Source organism: Azotobacter chroococcum (assembly GCF_004339665.1).
GTDB classification, from domain to species: Bacteria; Pseudomonadota; Gammaproteobacteria; order Pseudomonadales; family Pseudomonadaceae; genus Azotobacter; species Azotobacter chroococcum.
Window position 1 is genome coordinate 1 of record NZ_SMMU01000051.1, and the last position, 20,406, is coordinate 20,406.

Here is a 20,406-nt window from a genome sequence, read left to right on the forward strand (position 1 = left end):
AACCGATCCAGGAGCGTGTCGCCCGACACCAGCTTGCCTTGCTCTTTGTCGCGGGAACCCAATGCCAGGAGCTTGACGAGCGCAATCGTCTCATCGCGCTGCTTGCGTTCGGCATAGGACTCGATGACATAGGCGGGCAGACCGTTCTGGGTGATCACCATGGGCTCGGTTAGGTCCAACGATGCGGCGTGCTTCTTCAAGAAGCTGATTGTCTCGATTTTCATGTCGGCGAGGTCCTGCGTTTAGGAGGTCTATTTATAGACTAAATTTAGATCTACGTCGACAAAACAAAAAACCCGGCGCGAGGCCGGGTCGAAGAGGTTGTGCATCAGAATCAGAAGCCGGCCGCAAAGAGCAGCAGCGGCTCCGGGGAGACGTCTTCTGCAGACCCCATGCGGTTACCTTGCGGTGGCCAACCGCGGGCCTGCAGCAGCTCTCCAAGACAGCCGCTCCGATCGTCGAGTTCCTTCCGAGAAATTTCTTACCAGAAGTCTCGGAAAGCCCCGTACCTCTAACGCGCCGTAATGACGGCGAGCTTGGTGATACCCGCCCGCTCGATGGCGGCCATGGCCCTGGCCACCACGCCGTAATCCACCTGGTCGTCCGCCTGCAACTGCACGCGCAGTTCGGCGTCCGCGGCTTTGGCCGCCTGCAGGTGGCTTTCCAGCAACTCGGCCTGGATCTCGTCCTTGCCGACGAACACCTTGCCGGTGCCGTCGATGCTCACCACCAGCGGGTCCTGGGTGTCCGGCGGAGCGACCGCCTCAGTCCTGGGCAGGTTGATGGGGATGCTGTTGGTCAGCATCGGCGCGGTGACGATGAACACCACCAGCAGCACCAGCATCACGTCAACCAGTGGCGTGACGTTCATCTCGCTGAGGACTTCGTCGCTTTCCTGGGTGGAGAAGGCCATCTCAGATCGCCTCCTTCACGTGTTGGGCACCCTGGCTCCGGCCGGCGCGCGGATGCGGGATCACCTTGAAGGCGCTCTTCTGCGCCAGGCTGTAGAAGTCGTGGGCGAAGTCGTCCAGATCCGCGGTGGCCAGCTTCAGGCGACGCAGGAAGTAGTTGTAGACCAGCACCGCGGGCACCGCGACGGCGATCCCAACGCCGGTGGCGACCAGAGCGGCGCCGATCGGGCCGGCCACGGTTTCCAGGCTGGCCGAACCGGCCGCGCTGATGCCCTTGAGCGCCTCCATGATCCCCCAGACGGTGCCGAACAGGCCGATGAAGGGGGAGGTGGAGCCGATCGAGGCGACCACCGCCAGGCCGGACTCCAGGGAACGGCGCTCGCGCTGGATCTGCTGGCGCAGGGCCCGCTCGAGGCGGTCCTGGTGGTTGATCGCGTGAGCCAGGTCGTGCTGGCCGGGCTCCTCCTGGATGGCGGCGAAGCCGGCCTGGGCGAGATGGGCGACGGCGCCGGCATGCTGTTGCACCAGGTCGGCGGCGCTGTCCAGACTGGCTGCCTGCCAGAAGAGTTTCTGCAGCCGGCGGTCCTGGTACTTGAGGCGGGCGAACTGGATGGCCTTGATCAGGGCCAGGCCCCAGGTGACGACGGAAAAGCCGATCAAGACCCAGATGACGACATGTTCCACCGAAGCGAAGGGATTACTGAGCAGATCCATGGTGGGGTTCCTCCTGAAGAGCGGTGCGATGGGTTAATTCAATTTGAAATCGATGGGTACGCTGACCCAGCCGTCCTGGGCTGTGTCGCCGCGTTTGGCGGGCACGAAGCTCCAGCGCTTGACGGCGGCGACCGCAGCCTCGTCGAGCAGGTCGCGTCCACTGGACTTCTGGACCTGGATCTCGCTCGGCCTGCCGCTGGCCAGCACGTGCACGCGCAGCAGCACGGTGCCCTGCCAGTTGCGGCGCAGGGCCAGGGCCGGGTATTCGGGCGCCGGGTTGCGCAGGTAGCCGGCGCTGGCCGAGGGCGGGGTGAGCGGCGCCTGGGCGGGCGCGGGCGCTGCCGCCGGGGCGGCCGGTGCCGGTGCAGCCGTTGGCGCCGCCGGAGCGGGGGGCGCCTCGGCCTTCGCCGGGGTCGGCTGGGCCGGCCGGGGTTCGGCCTTCTGCTTGGGCGGCTGCGGCTTGGGTTTGGGAAGCGGCTTGGGCGGCGCCTTTTTGGGGGCCAGCTCCTCGACCACCGGAGCCGGGGAAGGCGGCGGTTCGGCGGCGGCGATCGGTGGTGGAGGTGAAGCGACGGGCTCGGCCGGCGGTGCCGGGCTGCTGAATTCGATGGTCATGGGCGGGACCTGCACGGGGATCTCCGGCAGGGGCGGCGTGCTGTGCCGGCCGAGCCAGTGCAGGGCTCCGGCGTGCAGCAGCAGGGCCGCCAGTATGCCCAGAATCAGAACTTCGCTCCGATTCCCTGGAGATCGGTTGGCGATGCTGAAACGTGATGTCTCCAACGCCTGAGGTTGCGCTGTGTCGAATGTCGGCGCCTTTTCCGCATGGCGTTCTTCATGCCTCGGCACATAAGGCGCCCTGCCGGCGCCAAGGACGTTTCCCATCGTTGAGCTCCATGAGTTCAAGATAACGCGCGTACGATCCGGGAGGTTTCCGGCCGCCCGGTCGATTGGTCGCAGTCGTGCAGTTCCGGTCATGGCCGCCAGACGGCCGCGGCGACATCTATCCGTTTCGGCAACAAGCGACTTTCCAGGAAGAGGTCGGCAGTGCGCTGTTGGGCGGCGACGATTTCCGCACTCATGGGCAGGACGGATGATGCCGGGCGATGGCTGAACGTCCGCTCGATCACCGCTTCCGGCAACCCGGTGAACGTGGCGAGCAGCCGGATGCTGCCGGCCCTGTCGCTCTGGAGCCGCCTTTCCGCCTGCCCCAGCTCATCCAGTACGGCTTTCACGAAGTCCGGGTCGGACTCGGCATAGGGGCGCGCCGCCAGATAGAACGGACCGAGCAGTTCCAGACCTTCGCCGTTGGCCAGCAGGCGCGCGCGTCCCTCCAGCTCGACGGCCGAATAGAACGGATCCCAGATTGCCCAGGCGTCCACGCGGCCGCTTTCGAAGGCGGCGCGGGCATCGGCCGGCGACAGGTAGACCGGCTGGATGTCTCTGAAGGACAGGCCGGCTCGGGCCAGCGCGCGCAGCAGCAGATTGTGCGCGCTGGAGCCCTTCTGCAGGGCCACCTTGCGCCCCTTGAGTTCGGCGATACTGTGGATCGGGCTGTCCGGTGCGACCAGGATCACCTCGGCTTGCGGCTTGGCCGGTTCGGCGCCGATATACAGCAGGTCGGCACCGGCCGCTTGGGCGAACAGTGGTGGAATGTCGCCTGTAGAGCCAATATCCAAACTGCCGATATTCAGCGCCTCGAGCATCTGCGGACCGGCCGGGAATTCGATCCAGTCGATGCGGGTCTGCGGGAAGCGCCGCTCGAGCAGGCCGTGCTGCTTGGCCAGCACCAGACTGCTTGACGCTTTCTGGTAGCCAATGCGCAAGACCGCCGGATCTGCAAGCGACACTTGGGCGAAGGCCAGCAGTCCCAGCAGGAACGAGCCGAATCGGAAGGTCTTCATCGTCATTCCTGCCAGTCCGTGGAAGGTTTCTCCCAGAGATTGATGCCGCCCTCGACCGCGTGGCGGTCGATCTCCGCCAGCTCCTTGGCGCTGAACGCCAGGTTGTCCAGCGCGGCGACGTTCTCGACGATCTGCTCCGGGCGGCTGGCGCCGATCAGCGCCGAGGTCACCCGCGCATCGCGCAGGGTCCAGGCCAGGGCCAGCTGGGCCAGGCTCTGGCCGCGCCGCTGGGCGATTCCGGCGAGCGCCCGGGCGCGCTCGATGTTCGCCTCGGCCAGATGTTCCGGGCGCAGCGAAGCGCCGCCGGGGCGATTGACCCGCGCATCGGCGGGCACGCCGTTCAGGTACTTGTCGGTGAGCAGCCCCTGGGCCAGGGGGGTGAAGGCAATCACCCCCGCGCCCTCGGCCTCGGTGGCATCCAGCAGGTCCTTCTCGATCCAGCGGTTGAACAGGTTGTAGGCCGGCTGGTGAATCAGCAGCGGCACCCTGTGCTCGCGCAGCAACGCGGCGATCTCCCGGGTCTTGCCCGCCGAATAGGAGGAGATGCCGACGTACAGCGCCTTGCCTTGGCGGACGATGTCGGCCAGCGCGCCGGCGGTCTCCTCCAGCGGTGTGTTGGCGTCGAAGCGGTGCGAGTAGAAGATGTCCACATAATCGACGCCCAGGCGCCTGAGGCTCTGGTCGAGGCTGGAGATCAGGTACTTGCGCGAGCTGCCGCCCTGCCCGTACGGCCCCGGCCACATGTCCCAGCCGGCCTTGGTGGAGAGGGTCAGTTCGTCGCGGTAGGCGCGGAAATCCTCGCGCAGCAGGCGGCCACAGTTGATTTCCGCGCTGCCGTAGGGCGGCCCGTAGTTGTTGGCCAGGTCGAAGTGGTTGATCCCCAGGTCGAAGGCGGTGCGCAGCAGGGCGCGTTGGGTGTCGAACGGCGTGGCGTCCCCGAAGTTGTGCCACAGCCCCAGAGACAGGGCCGGCAGCACCAAGCCGCTGCGCCCGACGCGGCGGTAGGGGATGCGCTCGTAGCGCTTCGAGTCGGCAAGATAGGTCATGGACGTTTCTCCGGAAGGGTGAGTGGGCAGCAGCGCATGGCCGGCTGCCCGCGAACGGGTTCGATCACGCGAAGAAGGGGTTGTTCGGCCGCGCCAGGCCAAGGTGCTCGCGCAGGGTGCGGCCCTGGTATTCGCGCCGGAACAGACCGCGCCGCTGCAGCTCCGGTACCACCAGCGCGGCGAAGTCCTCCAGGCCGCCCGGCAGGTGCGGCACCAGCACGTTGAAGCCGTCGGCCGCGCGCTCCTCGAACCACGCCTGCAGCTCGTCGGCGATCTGCCGAGGCGTGCCGATCAGGCTGTGGTGGCCGCGCCCGCCGGCGATCCGGCGGCCGAGCTGGGCCAGAGTCAGGTTTTCCGCGCCGGCCAGCTCGGTCAGGAGCTGCTGGCGGCTGCGCTGGCCGCTGTCGGTCAGCGGCAGCTCCGGCAGCGGGCCGTCCAGCGGGTATTCGGAGAGGTCGAAGTTGCCCAGCATGCGCCCGAGCAGGGCGACGCCCACCTGCGGCTCGACCAGTTCCTGGAAGGCCTCGAACTTCTCCTGGGCCTCGCTCTCGCTCTGCCCGGGCACCACGAAGACGCCTGGCATGATCTTCAGCGCGTCCTCGCCGCGGCCGTACTGGCCCAGCCGCCCCTTGAGGTCGGCGTAGAAGGCCTGGGCCTTGGCCAGCGAGGTCTGCGCGGTGAACACCACCTCGGCGGTTTCGGCGGCCAGCTCGCGGCCGGTTTCGGAGGAGCCGGCCTGCACCACCACCGGCCGGCCCTGCGGCGAGCGCGCCACATTGAGTGGGCCGCGCACCTTGAAATGCTCGCCCCGGTGATCGAGCACATGCAGCCGGTCAGGATCGTAGAAACGCCCGCTGGCCTTGTCGCGCAGGAAGGCATCGTCCGCCCAGCTGTCCCACAGGCCGGTGACCACGCGGTGGAACTCGCGGGCGCGGGCGTAGCGCTCGGCGTGCCCCAGGTGTTCGTCGCGGCCGAAGTTCTGTGCTTCGGCCGCGAGATCGGAGGTCACCAGGTTCCAGCCGCTGCGGCCGCCCGAGAGGTGGTCCAGCGAGGCGAACTGGCGCGCTACGTGGTAGGGCTCGTTGTAGCTGGTGGTGACGGTGGCAACCAAGCCGATCCGTTCGGTGATCGCGCTCAGTGCCGCGTGCAGGGTGAGTGGCTCGAAATACACCGAGCGCGCGGTATGACTGGCGAACGGGCCGTCGAACACGGCCGCGCTGTCGGCGACGAACAGCGCGTCGAAGCAGGCCGCTTCGGCGACCTGCGCGACGCGCCGGTAGACGGAGAAGTCCAGCGGGTCGACCGGTACCTCCGGATGCCGCCAGGCGGCCACATGGTGTCCGGTGGCCATGAGGAAAGCGCCGAGGCGCAGTTGTCGGGCGGAATCTGCCATAGGGATATCCTTGCTATCGGAGCAGCCATCCGGTCGTGGTATCCCGACCGGGCGGCATGGTGGTTGATGAAAAATCAGAAATCGAGGTGTGCCTGCACACCGAAGTAACGCTCGTCGTCACGCGGTACGAAGCGGTAGATATAGTTGCTGCCGGCGGCCATGGCCGTGGCGTAGGACTTGTCGTTGAGGTTCTTGCCGAGGAACGACACACGCCAGCCACGGTTGTAGTCGGCCAGGGCGACGCTGGCGTTCCAGATGCCGTAGGCACCCTGCTTGGTGTCCGGGTTCTGGTCGAGGGTGAATTGCACTTCGTCCTGCCAGCTGTAGTCGGTGGTCAGCTCGACGTCCAGGCCGTTGTCCAGCGGAATGCTGTAATCGGCGCGCACATAGGTCTTCCAGTCCGGGCTGAAGGGCAGTGGCTTGCCGTTCACGTTGCAGTTGGACGCGGCTCCCGCCGGGCATTTGAAGCTGTCGATGCGCGCCTCGGTGTAGGCCAGGGCGCCGGACAGCTTGAGCTGGGGGGTGAGCTGGAAGCTGGTATCCAGCTCGACACCCTTGGTGTAGACCTTGCCGGCATTGACCAGGCGGGTCACCACCTGGCCGGCCACGCTGTCGTAGAAGTTCGCCTGGTAGTTGTCGTAGTCGGTGTGGAAGACCGCCAGGTTGGCGGTCAGCCGGTTGTTCAGCGCGGTGGCCTTCAGGCCGATTTCGTAGGCGTCGGAGGTTTCCGGCTTGAGGTGTTCGGTATCGCGCGGCTGCATGTTGAAGAACACGTTGTAAGCCGGGCCCTTGTAGCCGCGCGAGTAGGTCGCATAGCCCATCAGATTGTCGGTGAAGTCGTACTGCAGGCCGAAGCGACCGCTCCAGTCCTCTTCGTCCACCGAGCCGTGGCTTGACGTCGAAGGCTGGATGCCGGTGACCGCGACGGGCGAGGTGGAAACCCGGCGATGCTTGTATCCCAGGCCATCCCGAGTCCAGCGCAGGCCGACGATGCCGCGGAAATCGTCGGTGAAGTTGAAGGTGTTCTCGCCGAACAGGGCGAAGCTGTTGCTGGTCACGCTGTAGTTGGCTTGCCCGTCGTTGGCGATCCCGTCGTTGACCGAGAGGCGCCGGTAGGTTTCGCCGGTATGGCCATGCATGTAGTAGACGCCCAGCACGTATTCGAGGAACTCGCCCTTGGGCGAAGCCAGGCGAATCTCCTGAGTGTACTGGTTGTAGTTCACCTTGCCGTTGTCGTGGGAGGCGGTCAGTGGCAGGGCGGCGAGGCGGTCGCCGTCCTGATACTGGTGGTTGAGCCAGCGGCGCCAGGCGGTGATGGAGGTCAGGGTATAGTTGCCCAGTTGCCAGTCGAGCTGCCCGGAAATGCCGGCGCTAGTGTCCTCGGTGCGGCTTTTGTAGTCGCTCTGGATGTGCTGATTGTGGCTGCTCGGCGACACTGGCTTGAGCGCGTTGGCGAAGGCCGCGCTGCGGGTCGAGACGACTACCCCGTTGGGGATGTCGTCGTCGCTGCGCGCATAATCGCCGATCAACGTGAGTTTGATGTCCGTGTTCGGTTCGAATTCCAGCCTGCCGCGCACGCCGGTGCGGTCGTAGCCATTGACGTCGTCACCGTTCTTGACGTTTTTCACGTTGCCATCGTACTTGCCGAGCAGACCGCTGACCGAACCCTTAAGGGTGTCGGTCAGGCGTCCGCCAACGCCGAGGCGGTAGCGGTTCTCGTTGCCGTTGCCGAAGTGTGAGTAATCCAGATAACCCCGGAATTCCTCCGGTGCGGCCCGGGTAACGACATTCAGCACGCCCGCCGAGGCGTTCTTGCCAAACAGCGTGCCCTGCGGCCCGCGCAGCACCTCGATACGCTCCAGATCAAGCAGATCGAGGGTTGACTGGCCCGCGCGACCGAACACCACGCCATCGATCACCGTGGCCACGGTCGGCTCGATACCCGGCGAGGTGGAGATGGTACCGACGCCGCGGATGAACAGCGTCGTGTCCTTGTTCGAGGCACTGGTGCGAAAGTTCAGCGTCGGTACCTGCTGCACGATGCTCGACACGTTGTTGCGGTTATCCCGCTCCAGTTGCTCGCCGTCGACGACCGAAACCGCCACGGGAATCTTCTGCAGCGACTCTTCGCGACGGGTGGCGGTGACGGTGACGGCCTTGAGAACCGGCCCGCTCTGGGCGTCCGCCGGCGTCTGCGCGGTCGTGGCGGCGTCCTGTTCCGCCCAGGCGGAGCCCCCCAGGGAGGCCAGCAGGATCGCCCATGCCAGGGGATCGCGATAACCGGCGAAACGTTGTTTGCTGCCCTGCGCGGCAGCGCTGTGATGATCGATTTCTTTCATGCTTTTGCTCTGCCCTGGCAAGACCGAAGGCGGTCTGCTCGGCTACTGGGTCGGAACGAAGCGCCTGTTCTGGTCCCGTTGTGCGAGTGGCAGATGACGAGAGACAACCTCTTATGTCAGCGCTAACATCACCAGTATCGGAGTCTTCCTAATAGATCGTCAAATAATTAAAAATTACTTTTATATTCATTTTTAAGAGGAAATCCCGTGAGCGATCCATCGCCTCCCCGCAAACGGCGCACTGCCGGACGCATCACGCTCAACGATGTTGCCCGCCAGGTGGGGGTTTCGGCGCTGACCGTCTCGCGCTTCTTCAATCACCCGGAGCGGGTCTCGGAAGAGCTGCGCCAACGTATCGGCGAAGCCGTCTCGGCCCTCGGCTACGTGCCCAATCTGGTCGCCGGCAGCCTCGCCTCGGCGCGCAGCCGCATCGTCGGCATGGTCATCCCGAACATCTCGGGGCCGATCTTCGCCAGCACCATCCAGGGCTTCAGCGACACCTTGGCCCGGCACGGCTACCAGTTGCTGCTGGCCTCCAGCTACTTCTCGCCGGAACAGGAGGAAAGCGCCGTGCGCGCCTTCCTCGGCTGGTCGCCGGCGGCGCTGGTGGTGACCAGCCATTTCCACAGCGAGGGCACGGAAAAGCTCCTCGCCGAGACGGACATTCCGGTGGTGGAGATCTGGGATTACCAGCCCGAGCGCGCGCCCATCCAGGTGGGCTTCCTGCACTACGACGCGGGGGTCATGGCGGCGCGCCATCTGCTCGAGAGGGGCTACCGGCGCATCGCCTTCGTGCAGAACAGCGCCGCCGGCGACTTCAGCGCCCTAGACCGACGCGACGGCTGCGCCGCCACCCTGCGGGACGCGGGGCTGGAACTCTGGAGTTTCGCGCCAAGTGCCGGCAGCGCACCCTTCGAGGCGGGCCGGGAGGCCATGGAAAGGCTGATGCAAGAGACGCACAGGCCCGATGCGATCCTCTTCGCCAACGACAACCTGGCGGCCGGCGGCCTGCTCGCGGCCCAACACATGGGCCTGCGGATACCCGGCGATTGCGCGGTCATGGGGTTCGGCGATTACGCCTTCGCCGAAATGCTGCTGCCGAGCCTGAGCACCATCCGGCCGCCCTCGCTGGGGATCGGCGAGACGGCCGCGCTGCGGGTGCTGGAAAGTCTCGGCGTGATAGCGACGGAGGTGCCGGTACAGCGCCTGAACCGGCTCGAATGCCAGTTGGTGGAGCGGGAAAGCACCTGAGCTGCACCTTGCGTCCGGTAAGCTCGGTGGTACGCATGCATTCCTGAATGAAAAGGCCGCCTCCCCTCGTCTGATCTTGCCCAGCAGTCGTGGACACGATTTTAGGCACTCATCCAGAGCTCGAAGGCTTCCGGGCTATCGACTTGATTCGCCCGTGCTCAATCCGAGCATAGGTGTAGCGTGTAACGCCATTCGGCTAATTGAGGACAATTCTGATCCCAGGACATAGGTCAGCGGGATGGGTCGGCATGCCCCGGCGCACTTCCCTTTGAAGACTGACCAGAGCGACCATTGGGTCTGCAATCATCATGCTGTCTTTTCCTCGTTACTCAAATAGCGCCTGGACTCGGGCCAGCGCATCCTCAATAACCACTTCGGGCACCGACTCCACCCGCTTGGCCCCGCGAGCCTCAAGATCAACAGAACGAATCTGGTTGGTCAGGATCACACCCTGCGTTTCTGTCCCTGCTCCGCTCAGCGTGACCGCGAACCCTGCATACCGCGCATGGTCGCCGCCTTGTGTGATCGGCGCGATCACGGCCAAGCCGGTTGCGTTGTACGCCGCTGGCGTGAGGATCAAGGCCGGACGAAAATCGCCCTGCTGCTCACGACCCGCCGTTGGGTTCAGGTTCAGGCGGACAATATCGCCTCGACCGTACTTGGCTCGCCTCACGCTTCACGCCCCACTGGCTGCATCGAGTTCCAGGCTGCCAGTTCTGCCGGTTCCGGCGCGTTCAGGTCGCATTGCGCCATCAGGTCAGCCAGCTTGTAGCGCGGCTTGGCCCTCGCCGGCTTCAAGGTGATCGCCTCGCCAGTCACATCGAGGCTGAGCACGTCGCCACTGGCGAGGCTCATTTGCTTGAGGACCGTCGCCGGCAAGCGAATCGCCGCACTATTACCCCATTGCTGAATCTTGACTTCCATAAGCACCTCTCAATGTAGATACATTGTATAAATCAGCCAAATAAACACAAGCGAAATGTAGAAACTACGTATCTACAATGCCAGCTCAAAGGCCTGGCGTACAGTCTCAGGATCAACGGTCTGATATGGCTTGCTGTGATCAAGGCATTGGTGCCCCAAGATGGTCTGCACAGTCTCTACGTCGCCGGTCGCAGCAAGCACCCTGGCAGCCATCACGGAAACTCAATAGCCAAAAAAAAACCCGGCACGAGGCCGGGTTGAAGGATTGTGCATCAGAACCAGAAACCGGCCGCAAAGGGCGGCTGTTCCTCCGGTTCGGGTTGTGCCGGCTTGCGGATGCGAAGCACCGGTGCCGGCTGGTTCGGGTCGAAGTGGGGATCTACCGTCATGCGCGTCCGGCAGCCACTGTCGCCCAGGTGCTTCTGGATCAGGTCCGCCGGAATGTCCTTCCCTTGGGCCATCTCCTCGGCAATCGCCTTCCAGTCGACCGTTCCTGCCGTCTCGTAGACGGTGATCTTCACTCCGTAGGCGTCGGCTCGGCGGAACCCAGCCGCTCTCACGAGGAGCTTGAGCTGGGTGTCCAGCTCGCCGGCCTCCTTCTGCAGCGCGTTCAGCTGCGCCTTGAGGGCGACCACTCTGGCCTCCTGCTCGCGACGCTTTTCCGCCAACGCCTTCCAGGCGGCTTCGTCGGTCTGCTCCATCGGCAGCACATCCCGCAGGGGATCGGCTGCCGGGGGCGTCCCGGTTTCCACCTTTTTCCAGAAGATTTTTTCTGCCTCGATGATCCGCTGGATGAGCAGGTCATCCCGCTCGACCACCAGGCAGCACGGCTCGTGCTTGGGCGACCAGAACCACAGGTAGCCACGCCGCGCGCTGCAGACGATCAGCTGGTGCATGACCTGCCAGCGATAGAGCTGGAAGGCCGGGCTCTTGTCCCGCAGCGCCAGCACCTGCAGATGATTGTCCTCCGCGAGATTCTTGATCTCGACGGGGGCACCATCACCCAGCAGGCCATCGAAAGAGGCCCGGATGACCGGGTGCTCCTGCGACTCGGCGCAGATCGGCAAGCCCAGCTGGCCGTATTTCTCCTCGAACATCTGCAGGGCCAGCGGCTCGAACTTCTGGCCACGCCTGACCTGCGGGATAACCGACAGGTCGGGCGGGGTCGTCAGTCCGACCAGCTCCTTCCAGAGCTCGAGGGGCGTCTTGGCAGGGTTGTGCCCCATGATGACGGCGCAACTGGTTGCGCTGACACCTTCCTGACGCCATTGCAGCCACTCAGGGGTCCGCTGCTCGAGATCAACGACCTTCATCGTTCATCTCCTCGTCAGCGAATCCCAGGCGAGCTTTTTCGTCTGGACTGAGACAGAGGCCACCCGATCGGTACAGGTGACACCGCCTCAGATCCTCCGAGAGCGCCCTTGGCTCCAGCCCCGAGGTCTTGTAGAACCCCCTGGCGAAGCGGCTGCCCTTCTTCAGCAGGCCGCCGACCAGCCCGAAGCCGTCGAGCTTGTCCTTGCGGATTCGGCTGGCCGTGTCGAGCACCGCGGCGAGCCGCCGGTCGATGGGTCCCTGAAGACTCAGGAAATCACGGCCGGCCTGTTCGCCGAGGACCTGCAGGGCGTTGAGCAGTTGCGCATCGGTCGCCTCACGCAGCGTCTCGGTCTTCTCGCGGAAGGCCGAAGGCTTCATGTACGACCTGCCCAGCAACATCGACTCCTGTTCATGCCGCGCCAGGAGGTAGGCCTCTTGGCAGATTTCAAAAGCTTCCATCTCGTTCTCCTTTTCGAGTGCACCGCCCAGGCTCAAAAGCCCAAGCGGTCCCCTCGAGGCGAACGAGTCCCCCAGAGGGGCAGGTTCGCCCCTCTGGGAATTTTTTTTGCTGGAATTCCAGCGCTCAGCCGGTATCAGCGCGCAGTGCCGCTCGCGTACCGGGCATCGATTGCTTCACGCGCGCGCAAGGCATCCTCGTAGCTCATCCGTCCTGCATTGCAGGCCTGAATCACTGCGACGACCTCCATGCCGCGCTGCCACTCGACCGTGTCGGCCAGACGATCCAGCGCTCCCGGATCCGGAAGCGTGTAACCGTTATCCACCAGGTCGCCCAGGCACTGCTCGCTGGAATCGAACGTGCTGTGGCCGGTGAAGCCGTCACGTCGAAACGCCTGCCAACGGTAGCGTCCGGGTTCCGATGCATCGGGGCAGATCATCCCCCAGGCATCGTGCTGGCCATGCTTGAGCGTGAAGCCCATACCGTGCGCGGCAAGCTCACCCAGCAGTTGCTCCAGTACCGCCAACTTCGCCTGGATCTGCTCGATCATCTCGTCCGCACAACAGGCAAGGCCCTCGCCCGTCTCTTTCATCTCCAGCCAGTCCCGCAGCGAAGCCTTCAGACGCTCAGGTGTCGATGGGCGCATGGTTGTGCCCCTCCTTGAACGCAGACCGCAGTGCCGCAAAAAAGCCGGGATGCTCCTTCTCGGCCATCTTCATCGCTGCCGCGAAGGTTCTGGCCCGACACCGAAACGAAACCCGCTGCCGGGTGCTCAAGTCGGTGACGCTCAACAGGTAAGTCCGCATGGCGTGATTCCTTTCTCGTCCCCGAGAAAGGCACACCCCCGGAGAGGGACATGCCCCCTCAGGGTGGGTTTCAAATGGCTGCAGGCCTTACGGCAGCAACAGGATGGTCGCGATCAGATCGGCCATTGATCTCACTCCCCTTCGCTCGCCGCCAGGTATTCGCCGGCCTTGAGCTGTTGAAGCGCGTATTGCCGTGCCTCTTCCGGCCAAGTGGAGACGTACTCCTTGGCCGCTGCCCAGCAGCCCTGGTCCCGGGCACGGCGAACCAGCTCCGCCACCTTCTTCACCACCTTCTCGGGCAGCTCGACAGGCTTGGGTTCCGGTTCTTTCGCGGGCATCACCTCGCCTTCGACGGCCTGCGGCTCAGGATCGGCAGCAGGTGCAGAATCGGCGGCAGGTTCGGCAGCAGGCGGATCAGCCCTTTCGGGTTCAGGATCGACTTCCGCCGGTTGAGCGGCGGGAGACGGCTCGCTCGCAGCCTCCTCCTGGTTGGAAGTGGGCAGCGGCTCGACCGGCTCGACCTCATCGTTCGCCCCGATCACCCGCTCGACGACCGCCAGCGGCACGTCTTGCGAAGCGAACCCCTCGCCACTGTTGGTGTTGAGGTACTGGATCAGCTCATCCAGCTTGGGTCCCGACTGAGGCCAGTATTTCCTGGCGATCTTGATGGCGCTCTTTTTCGCCATGGCGGCAAAGAAGTCGACCCAGGGGCCTTTCTTCTTCTTCCTCCACAGCTCGGAAGCCTCGCGCGCCGCGTAGATTTCCTCGGCGGTGACGGCCTCCACATGGACACGCCCATCGGGCAGCAAGGCCTCGACAAAGGCCCCGACGAACTCCCCACGGTCGGCCTTCTTGTCGAAGGGGTTGAACGTGTGGGTCGGGCTCTGCCGCTTGCCGCGATAGACGAATTCGTCGTTCGCGTAGACCAGCTCGACGATGCAGTCCTTGATGGCGCTGTCGTTCACGGCCGCCTTGATCATCCCCCGGTAGGACACATCGAGGATGACCTGCCCATCGCGAGGCACCAGGTACGCGAAACCCCGGGCGGGATTCAGCGTGAGACCGCACGCGGCCACCTGGCTGAACGCATTGCGCAAACTCAGCGAGTTGCTGAGCGCCACCTTGCAGAGATAGTCGTTATTCATCATCGCCTGCGAGGCATATAGCAACTCATTCTTGAAGGCGACATCCGTATTCGATGTCTTCACAAGCTCAATGAACTTGTCTTCAAGTTTGACCATGATTGCCACTGCATTTTGAAACTCTTTTTGAACTTCGCTCATAACCGTTCTCCTTTCAGAATATTCCTTCAGGGCGAACGGCCCCCAAAGGGACAAGTCGCCCCTCAGGGTTTGGATAGTGCCGGGATTGTTTCCGGCGCTGGTTTTGTTTTACAGATCAGGAAGCGGGCATGAGTTCATGTCCGCCGTTTATTTAAAAAGGATAGTCGTCATCGGAAGCCGGCTGAGGAGCCGGAGTTGACTTGTCTCCTTGATTTTTGGATTTACGTGAGTTTCCGCTTTCACGCGGCTGAGGCTGCGGGGATTGCCCCTCACCTCCGTCTCTGCGCCCGCCGAGCAATTGCAGGGTGCCGTTCATGTCGACGACGATCTCGGTGGTATAACGGTCCTGACCGTCCTGTCCCTGCCACTTGCGGGTTTGCAGTTTGCCCTCGATATAAGCCTGAGCGCCTTTCTTCAAATATTCTCCAGCAATTTCAGCGAGCTTGCCGAAGAACACTACACGGTGCCATTCGGTGCGCTCCTGTTGCTGGCCAGTTTGCTTGTCTTTCCAGGTGTCGGAAGTTGCCAGCGTGATGTTGGTCACCGCATTGCCGTTGGGCAGGGAGCGAGTTTCCGGATCACCGCCGACATTGCCGAGCAGAATGACTTTATTGATACCGCGCGCCATAAGATTCTCCTTTCGGGATAATACGGGGCGGCATTTTCCCCAAGCGGGAGTCTGCGACCCCGATGGGTTGGTTTTTTAAGAGCATTTTTAAGGTGATTTATCAGACGGCACCACCCGTCCGCGCAGCAACTACGCGACTAAATCAGCAGACGCACGTCTACCAATTTAATGGGGGGAATTCTTGACGGCTTTATTCAGCCGATTAAGCCACCAGGGCTTGAAGGGCACTTGCCGGAGTTCCGGCAGGCCTATTTAGCGCCGCACAAGGGCGTGGCTGGAGTCTGCAACAGTCCGACGCCTATTGCAATCGAGCCGCCGCACGCAAATTTGCGGTCGTCCTTCGGCCTGTCCAGAGCACCCAAAATCAAGCCATAAAGTGGCGCGAAATGGCCACACAGACACAGATTGGCTTTTCACAATGGGGCCGAGTCCACCGATGAGGAACCCCAATGAAACATCCCAATTTTCTGCTGGCGCTGACCTTCAGCGCGCTCGCCGTCGCCGGCTGCTCCAAGGACAAGAAGCCGGAGGCCCCTCCCGTTCCCACGGGGCCGAAGTTCGCCGTCAGCGAATACGAGCCCGACCTGCGCGACTACCACACCAGCTGGGGGCACCAGGGCCGCGGCGGCGCGGCCCTGCGCAAACCGGCCTATCAGCACACGGTGAGCCCCCAGGACCAGCTCGACACCCGTTCGGGTCGCCTGCACCCTGAGCTGCAGGTCGCCAGTACAGTCCCCGTGGCCATGGTCGCGGTCCCGCCCTCCACCTATGCCAGCAACTGCCAGCAGGCCGGCAACCCCGTGGCTTACGCCGCTTCCGGCTACGCGGTGAACGCCTCGGCCCGCGAGGAAGTGAACGACTACATCCGCGTGCGCAATAAGCTGTGCCAAGGGCAAATGCGGCTGACCTATGACGAGTGGCTGACCTTGGTCAACGGCACGCCCAAGGACTTGCCGGTGGCCATTCAAGCTCAGCCCCCCGCGCGCACTCCGGCACAGCCCACACGTCCTCTGCGTATCCCCGAGCGGCCCATACAACCCTTGCCCCAGGCGCAGCAGGCATCCAGCCCCTCGAGAACCCCTTCCAACTCCACCATAGAGGTCTTTCCATGGTGATCAGCCCTGAGCATAGATAGTCGTAGGCATCGGCGTCTGAAGTGCCACGGCCAGGCTCTGCAGTACGCGCGTCCGTGAAGGTTGGCCAGATCAGTAGTGGGCCCCTGCCGGGCGAGGCTAACCCCCGTCTCTCACCCTGTAAGCCATCGCCTACAGCAGATCGAGAGCTTTCCCAATTTGCTCGAGGCGGCCCCTCGGGTAGATTGAATCCCACCAAGACGTCGAAGGAACGACGCAGGCTGACCAAGGATGGCAGCTAAGGGAAAGTCGCAGGATAAGCGGCTACTTCGTCAGGATGACGAGCACACGGACGGAAGGAAACATGAACGGCGAGGCTAACCCCCTCGCCGTTTTTGTTTGTGCTGAGAAAACGCGGCTTGACCTCCTCGGGGTTAAGCAACGGCGCAACCGTTTCCCCTGCTATGACCATTTTTTCCAAGGTGAACTGTAGGCTCTTTAAAAACAATGACTTACATATTCGCCCAGTTTTATGGGGCACAGTGCTGCGAGCTGGATTTTTCCTTGCCAGACAAGGTGTTGGCTGTTTGAATCGCTACTTCACTGCCGTGTAGGCAGCTCAGAAAACCTTGCTGCGCTTCGCCCAGTGGGTGCGGGCCTTCACTGCCGTGTAGGCAGCTCAGAAAGCCTCGCTTTCAGATCGCGCATCCCGCACCACCTTCACTGCCGTGTAGGCAGCTCAGAAATTGCTGATTCCGTCGGCCAGGCGCTGACGCTGCTTCACTGCCGTGTAGGCAGCTCAGAAATGGACGGCAGACCCGGGTCAGTCCTCCGGCATCTTCACTGCCGTGTAGGCAGCTCAGAAATTTCGTTATCGTTGATATTTGCCTGCGCATGTCTTCACTGCCGTGTAGGCAGCTCAGAAACTCCCAAGAGGGGGCCGGGCCGGTTAAACGAACTTCACTGCCGTGTAGGCAGCTCAGAAAAGCTCGGTCCCTTTCTGCATGCTGGTAATTTCCTTCACTGCCGTGTAGGCAGCTCAGAAAGCCAAGGAATCCATGATGAAATTCTGCGTCACCTTCACTGCCGTGTAGGCAGCTCAGAAACAGAAAGCCATCGAACGCCCAGCAAACAACGTCTTCACTGCCGTGTAGGCAGCTCAGAAACAGGGCAGACGCTAATCAGCGCCTGCGTTTAACTTCACTGCCGTGTAGGCAGCTCAGAAATACAAAACCGCGCTTCACTCCAGCACCGCCCCCTTCACTGCCGTGTAGGCAGCTCAGAAATGGAGACGACCCCGATGGGGAATGGTGAGTTCCTTCACTGCCGTGTAGGCAGCTCAGAAAGTCAACGTACAGAAGAGGTTTCATCAATGTTTCTTCACTGCCGTGTAGGCAGCTCAGAAACTTGAACGTACCTCGACAGAAACAGGCTCACTCTTCACTGCCGTGTAGGCAGCTCAGAAAAGTCTGCCGTGATTGAATATGCCGCGTTCGACCTTCACTGCCGTGTAGGCAGCTCAGAAAACCCTGGCGCGGGTCAGGGCCTCGCCCATCTGCTTCACTGCCGTGTAGGCAGCTCAGAAAACTCCCAATTGAGTTTGCCGCCGGATTGGTCGCTTCACTGCCGTGTAGGCAGCTTAGAAATTTATCTGGCAACGTACCAGTCCACGTCGAATCTTCACTGCCGTGTAGACAGCTCAGAAACAACAATGCCCGCGCCCGCCTCGAGCGGTATTCTTCACTGCCGTGTAGGCAGCTCAGAAACAGCCGCCGGCGCTGACCGGCCTCGGATATCCCCTTCACTGCCGTGTAGGCAGCTCGGAAATGCACTTGGGAGCAGCACCACAAGCCGGTACCCTTTCCCATGATTTTTAAAGGGAATTTCAACATGATCGAACTGCAACATATCAGCCGCCTGCTTTGCTCCGCTCTCGCTGCTGCCCTTCTGGTTGGGTGTGCGAGCAAGGAGCCGCCGGGGCCTCAGGTCACGCTCCAGGACCCGGAGCAGACTCCGCGCGAGAAGTGGTCGGACGCGATGAAGATTCTGCGCGACGATCTCGGCATCAAAGGTCAGAAGGACGTACCGGTCGAAACCGCTCGCCAATATGGCCTGATTGCAGGCGTGAGCAAGCCAACCCGAGGCAATGGGGGCTCAATGGGTGACCTCGCCTTTGGTGGCGTTGGAGCAGCGCTGTTCTTGATCCCAACCGGGGAGGTAATGGGGCCTTGGCAAAAAAAACAAGCTGCCGCCTGGGTTCCCGCTGGGAAGGCCAACAGCATGGCCGAAGCAATTCAGATTGCTATGGATACTTGGAGCAGGGCGAGAGCGCAGGCCTTCGCTGATCCAACGACTATCAAAGTCAGGCCAAGTGCTTTACCAGATAACTCTCGGGGTCAATTTGATGGACCCAAAAATATGTTTTTCAAAAACCCTACGCCCCCATCAGGGGGCCCGATAGATGGCCCTAGCTTCACCACTGCAGGAAAATATTATGGACCAATTTATCTAGGTAATTTTCATATGCAAATTATAATGGACGCATCAGGGAGCGATGTCAGACAAGACATGGCAATGAGAATGCTTAGCAAGCAACTACCTGACTGGTTTGTGATTTACAACGCAGGCCAGCCAAAAGCAGGAAATGATATAATTCCGTTCCCGCCCTCCATTCTAGTGACAGGCAAAGAATACAACTTCGTTGGAAAATAAGACTCTAAAAGAAAGCCCCGCTTCACGCGGGGCCTTTTGTTACTGGAAGATATCCCCTTTGATCTCCTTCTCCGCTTGAGACTTTATCTGATCGACATCGACGCCATTCAGCCGCTCCATATTTCGATTCAAGCTGTTCTGCCGTGTCGTATTATCAAATACATTTCCGAGTGAGCTGCCAGAGCCTGTGAGATTTTCAAGTGTGGCAGTATCAGGGGTATCAAGATGACCTGTCGTATAGAGCATCCCGATCCACTCAGATAGATCAATCCGACTCCAGTCAATCTGGCCAAGCTGCTCAACCGTCAACGCCTCGCAAACAGGGTTTTCGGGATCTCCGAAGTCCAAGCCCAGCTGAGGCCGGCCTTGCTCCTGAATGATTCGAGCCACGACCGAACTGAAACAGCAATAGGCCTCGCGCTTCTCGACACACGTCCCAAATACCTTGGAAGCACAATAGCTCCCGACATAGGAGCACTGACGAGTTTCTTTCTTTGCCCCGAGTTCGAACTCTTTTTTCTCGCACTCCCAGATGATTTTGATCATCATGTCGGTAACCACATAGGCGGTGTAAACAAAGCCAACGAAGTTCACGACTGCAGCTGCCTGGGAAGTAAGTTGCATCCCTCCTCCCGTAGCGGTAGGCTCGAATATGGCACTGGCCGCCTGCGTAGCACCCATTTCCATCATCACGTTATAGGTCTGCTCTATTAGGAATCCTTGGATTGCGCCTACTCCATATGAGCCTGCATGGGTGGCGTTGAAAGATCCTGTTGCTGTACTCAGCACACTACTCCACTCACCCGAGATGAGTTCTGCGGCCCCATCGAAAATAGCGTTTTGTGCCGCATACCAATACCCCTGAGTAATGGACTTATCGATGGCAAGTGCATGCACTGCAGAGCCCATCTTCAAACTGGCCATGGTGAGCTTCACATAGTCGAAGATACTGACCCCATCGGGTGCTTCACAGCAATCGACATACCCGCCCAAGGCTTTCTTGCACTCCATGTCTTCGCCTTTGAAGACTTTGCAAGTATTGGATTCCGATACATCCGTCCCGTCCCCGCCGCATTCGAGGTCATGCTCGGCGAACTGGGCAGCCTGGAGCATGGCCACGGCATAAGCGAAGTCGGTGCTTTTCGTGTTGCTGGTATCGAAGCACTCGCCGCCCATGCAATTCACGGGGCCGGGGCACTCGTATTTCACGCCGGTGTTGACCAGCGTGGGTACGGAAACGTCATACCCACAATCCCAGACCTCTTCAAAGGCGTAACACTGCCCCGACGGCCCCTGGGCACCCTCGATGCACTTCTGCGAGATGAAGCCGCAGGAGGAGTTCTGTTCGTATTCCCGGCAGGTGTTGAGGTTGCCCCCTTCGTTCTGCGGGCACCGTTCAACCCCTTGCGCGTCGGTGTAGCAAGCCATCTGCCCCTTGTAGAAAGAGCACTCGGCACTCACCGTTGCCCGCTTACAGAAGGGATCGATGTCCGGATGCGGCGAGGCCGGCATGTTTCCGGGGCAGAGCAAAACACCGTTTTCGGTGATGCAGCCGTTAGTGAACCGCCCCGGGTTTCCCGGAGGCTCCAACCTTTGAGAGGATGGAGCCATGAAGTCAGCAACGAAGTATTCCCCTGAAGTCCGGCAACGGGCG

General features: G+C 62.0%; 20 protein-coding genes and 1 CRISPR repeat array. Of the genes, 3 read left to right on the forward strand and 17 right to left on the reverse strand.

Annotated features, from left to right (window positions below; translation table 11 throughout):
* The 8 genes from EV691_RS21215 to EV691_RS21250 all read right to left on the reverse strand — a co-directional run.
* A partial coding sequence (locus tag EV691_RS21215) for a type II toxin-antitoxin system Phd/YefM family antitoxin (protein ID WP_131837565.1) occupies positions 1–224 on the reverse strand: 224 nt, incomplete at its 3' end.
* Positions 225–511: 287 nt separating this feature from the next.
* Positions 512–913, reverse strand: a complete 402-nt coding sequence (locus tag EV691_RS21220) for an ExbD/TolR family protein (RefSeq protein ID WP_040107295.1) — start codon at positions 911–913, stop codon at positions 512–514.
* A 1-nt stretch (position 914) separates the two neighbouring features.
* Complete coding sequence (locus tag EV691_RS21225) at positions 915–1,625, reverse strand: MotA/TolQ/ExbB proton channel family protein (protein WP_131300966.1); 711 nt, start codon at positions 1,623–1,625, stop codon at positions 915–917.
* Positions 1,626–1,658: 33 nt separating this feature from the next.
* Complete coding sequence (locus EV691_RS21230) at positions 1,659–2,507, reverse strand: energy transducer TonB (protein ID WP_131300964.1); 849 nt, start codon at positions 2,505–2,507, stop codon at positions 1,659–1,661.
* An 89-nt stretch (positions 2,508–2,596) separates the two neighbouring features.
* Positions 2,597–3,526 carry an aliphatic sulfonate ABC transporter substrate-binding protein gene (locus tag EV691_RS21235; RefSeq protein WP_040107292.1) on the reverse strand — a complete coding sequence of 310 codons (930 nt, stop codon included), beginning with the start codon at positions 3,524–3,526 and terminating at the stop codon, positions 2,597–2,599.
* A gap of 2 nt (positions 3,527–3,528) precedes the next feature.
* A complete protein-coding gene (mgrA, locus tag EV691_RS21240) occupies positions 3,529–4,572 on the reverse strand; it encodes an L-glyceraldehyde 3-phosphate reductase (protein ID WP_131300962.1) in 1,044 nt (347 codons plus the stop codon).
* Positions 4,573–4,636: 64 nt separating this feature from the next.
* A complete protein-coding gene (locus EV691_RS21245; RefSeq protein ID WP_131300960.1) occupies positions 4,637–5,965 on the reverse strand; it encodes an LLM class flavin-dependent oxidoreductase in 1,329 nt (442 codons plus the stop codon).
* 74 nt (positions 5,966–6,039) lie between these two features.
* A complete protein-coding gene (locus EV691_RS21250) occupies positions 6,040–8,304 on the reverse strand; it encodes a TonB-dependent receptor (RefSeq protein WP_131300958.1) in 2,265 nt (754 codons plus the stop codon).
* Positions 8,305–8,511: 207 nt separating this feature from the next.
* Here EV691_RS21250 and EV691_RS21255 point away from each other — a divergent pair, with 207 nt between their 5' ends.
* Entirely contained in the window at positions 8,512–9,555 is a 1,044-nt protein-coding gene (locus EV691_RS21255; RefSeq protein ID WP_165496601.1) for a LacI family DNA-binding transcriptional regulator, read from the forward strand.
* A gap of 325 nt (positions 9,556–9,880) precedes the next feature.
* On the opposite strand, the gene EV691_RS21265 is transcribed toward EV691_RS21255, so the two are convergent.
* The 8 genes from EV691_RS21265 to ssb form a co-directional block, all read right to left on the reverse strand.
* Positions 9,881–10,228, reverse strand: coding sequence for a type II toxin-antitoxin system ChpB family toxin (locus EV691_RS21265; RefSeq protein WP_131300956.1), 348 nt, complete (start codon positions 10,226–10,228; stop codon positions 9,881–9,883).
* The gene (locus tag EV691_RS21270; RefSeq protein ID WP_131300954.1) at positions 10,225–10,479 is read right to left on the reverse strand and encodes an AbrB/MazE/SpoVT family DNA-binding domain-containing protein; all 255 of its coding nucleotides are present in this window, start codon (positions 10,477–10,479) and stop codon (positions 10,225–10,227) included. Before EV691_RS21270 ends, EV691_RS21265 begins: the two co-directional genes overlap by 4 nt.
* A 272-nt stretch (positions 10,480–10,751) precedes the next feature.
* Entirely contained in the window at positions 10,752–11,792 is a 1,041-nt protein-coding gene (locus tag EV691_RS21280) for a lambda-exonuclease family protein (protein WP_131300952.1), read from the reverse strand.
* Positions 11,779–12,252 carry a hypothetical protein gene (locus EV691_RS21285; RefSeq protein ID WP_131300950.1) on the reverse strand — a complete coding sequence of 158 codons (474 nt, stop codon included), beginning with the start codon at positions 12,250–12,252 and terminating at the stop codon, positions 11,779–11,781. Before EV691_RS21285 ends, EV691_RS21280 begins: the two co-directional genes overlap by 14 nt.
* Before the next feature lie 134 nt (positions 12,253–12,386).
* Complete coding sequence (locus tag EV691_RS21290) at positions 12,387–12,896, reverse strand: hypothetical protein (protein WP_131300948.1); 510 nt, start codon at positions 12,894–12,896, stop codon at positions 12,387–12,389.
* Complete coding sequence (locus EV691_RS21295) at positions 12,877–13,056, reverse strand: hypothetical protein (protein WP_131300946.1); 180 nt, start codon at positions 13,054–13,056, stop codon at positions 12,877–12,879. Before EV691_RS21295 ends, EV691_RS21290 begins: the two co-directional genes overlap by 20 nt.
* A gap of 131 nt (positions 13,057–13,187) precedes the next feature.
* On the reverse strand, positions 13,188–14,339 hold the full coding sequence (locus tag EV691_RS21300) for a RecT family recombinase (RefSeq protein ID WP_131300944.1): 1,152 nt from the start codon (positions 14,337–14,339) through the stop codon (positions 13,188–13,190).
* A gap of 151 nt (positions 14,340–14,490) precedes the next feature.
* Positions 14,491–14,967, reverse strand: coding sequence for a single-stranded DNA-binding protein (gene ssb, locus EV691_RS21305; protein WP_131300942.1), 477 nt, complete (start codon positions 14,965–14,967; stop codon positions 14,491–14,493).
* A gap of 449 nt (positions 14,968–15,416) precedes the next feature.
* On the opposite strand from ssb, the gene EV691_RS21310 reads away from it, so the two are divergent.
* A complete protein-coding gene (locus EV691_RS21310) occupies positions 15,417–16,082 on the forward strand; it encodes a hypothetical protein (protein WP_207390270.1) in 666 nt (221 codons plus the stop codon).
* A 556-nt stretch (positions 16,083–16,638) separates the two neighbouring features.
* Positions 16,639–17,867: a CRISPR direct-repeat array (repeat unit 28 nt; unit sequence CTTCACTGCCGTGTAGGCAGCTCAGAAA).
* Between the two features lie 63 nt (positions 17,868–17,930).
* Positions 17,931–18,752 carry a hypothetical protein gene (locus tag EV691_RS21315; protein ID WP_131300940.1) on the forward strand — a complete coding sequence of 274 codons (822 nt, stop codon included), beginning with the start codon at positions 17,931–17,933 and terminating at the stop codon, positions 18,750–18,752.
* Between the two features lie 39 nt (positions 18,753–18,791).
* Here the strand turns inward: EV691_RS21315 and traN are convergent.
* Positions 18,792–20,406: conjugal transfer mating pair stabilization protein TraN (gene traN, locus EV691_RS21320; protein WP_131837566.1), on the reverse strand; the 1,615-nt coding region annotated here is incomplete at its 5' end.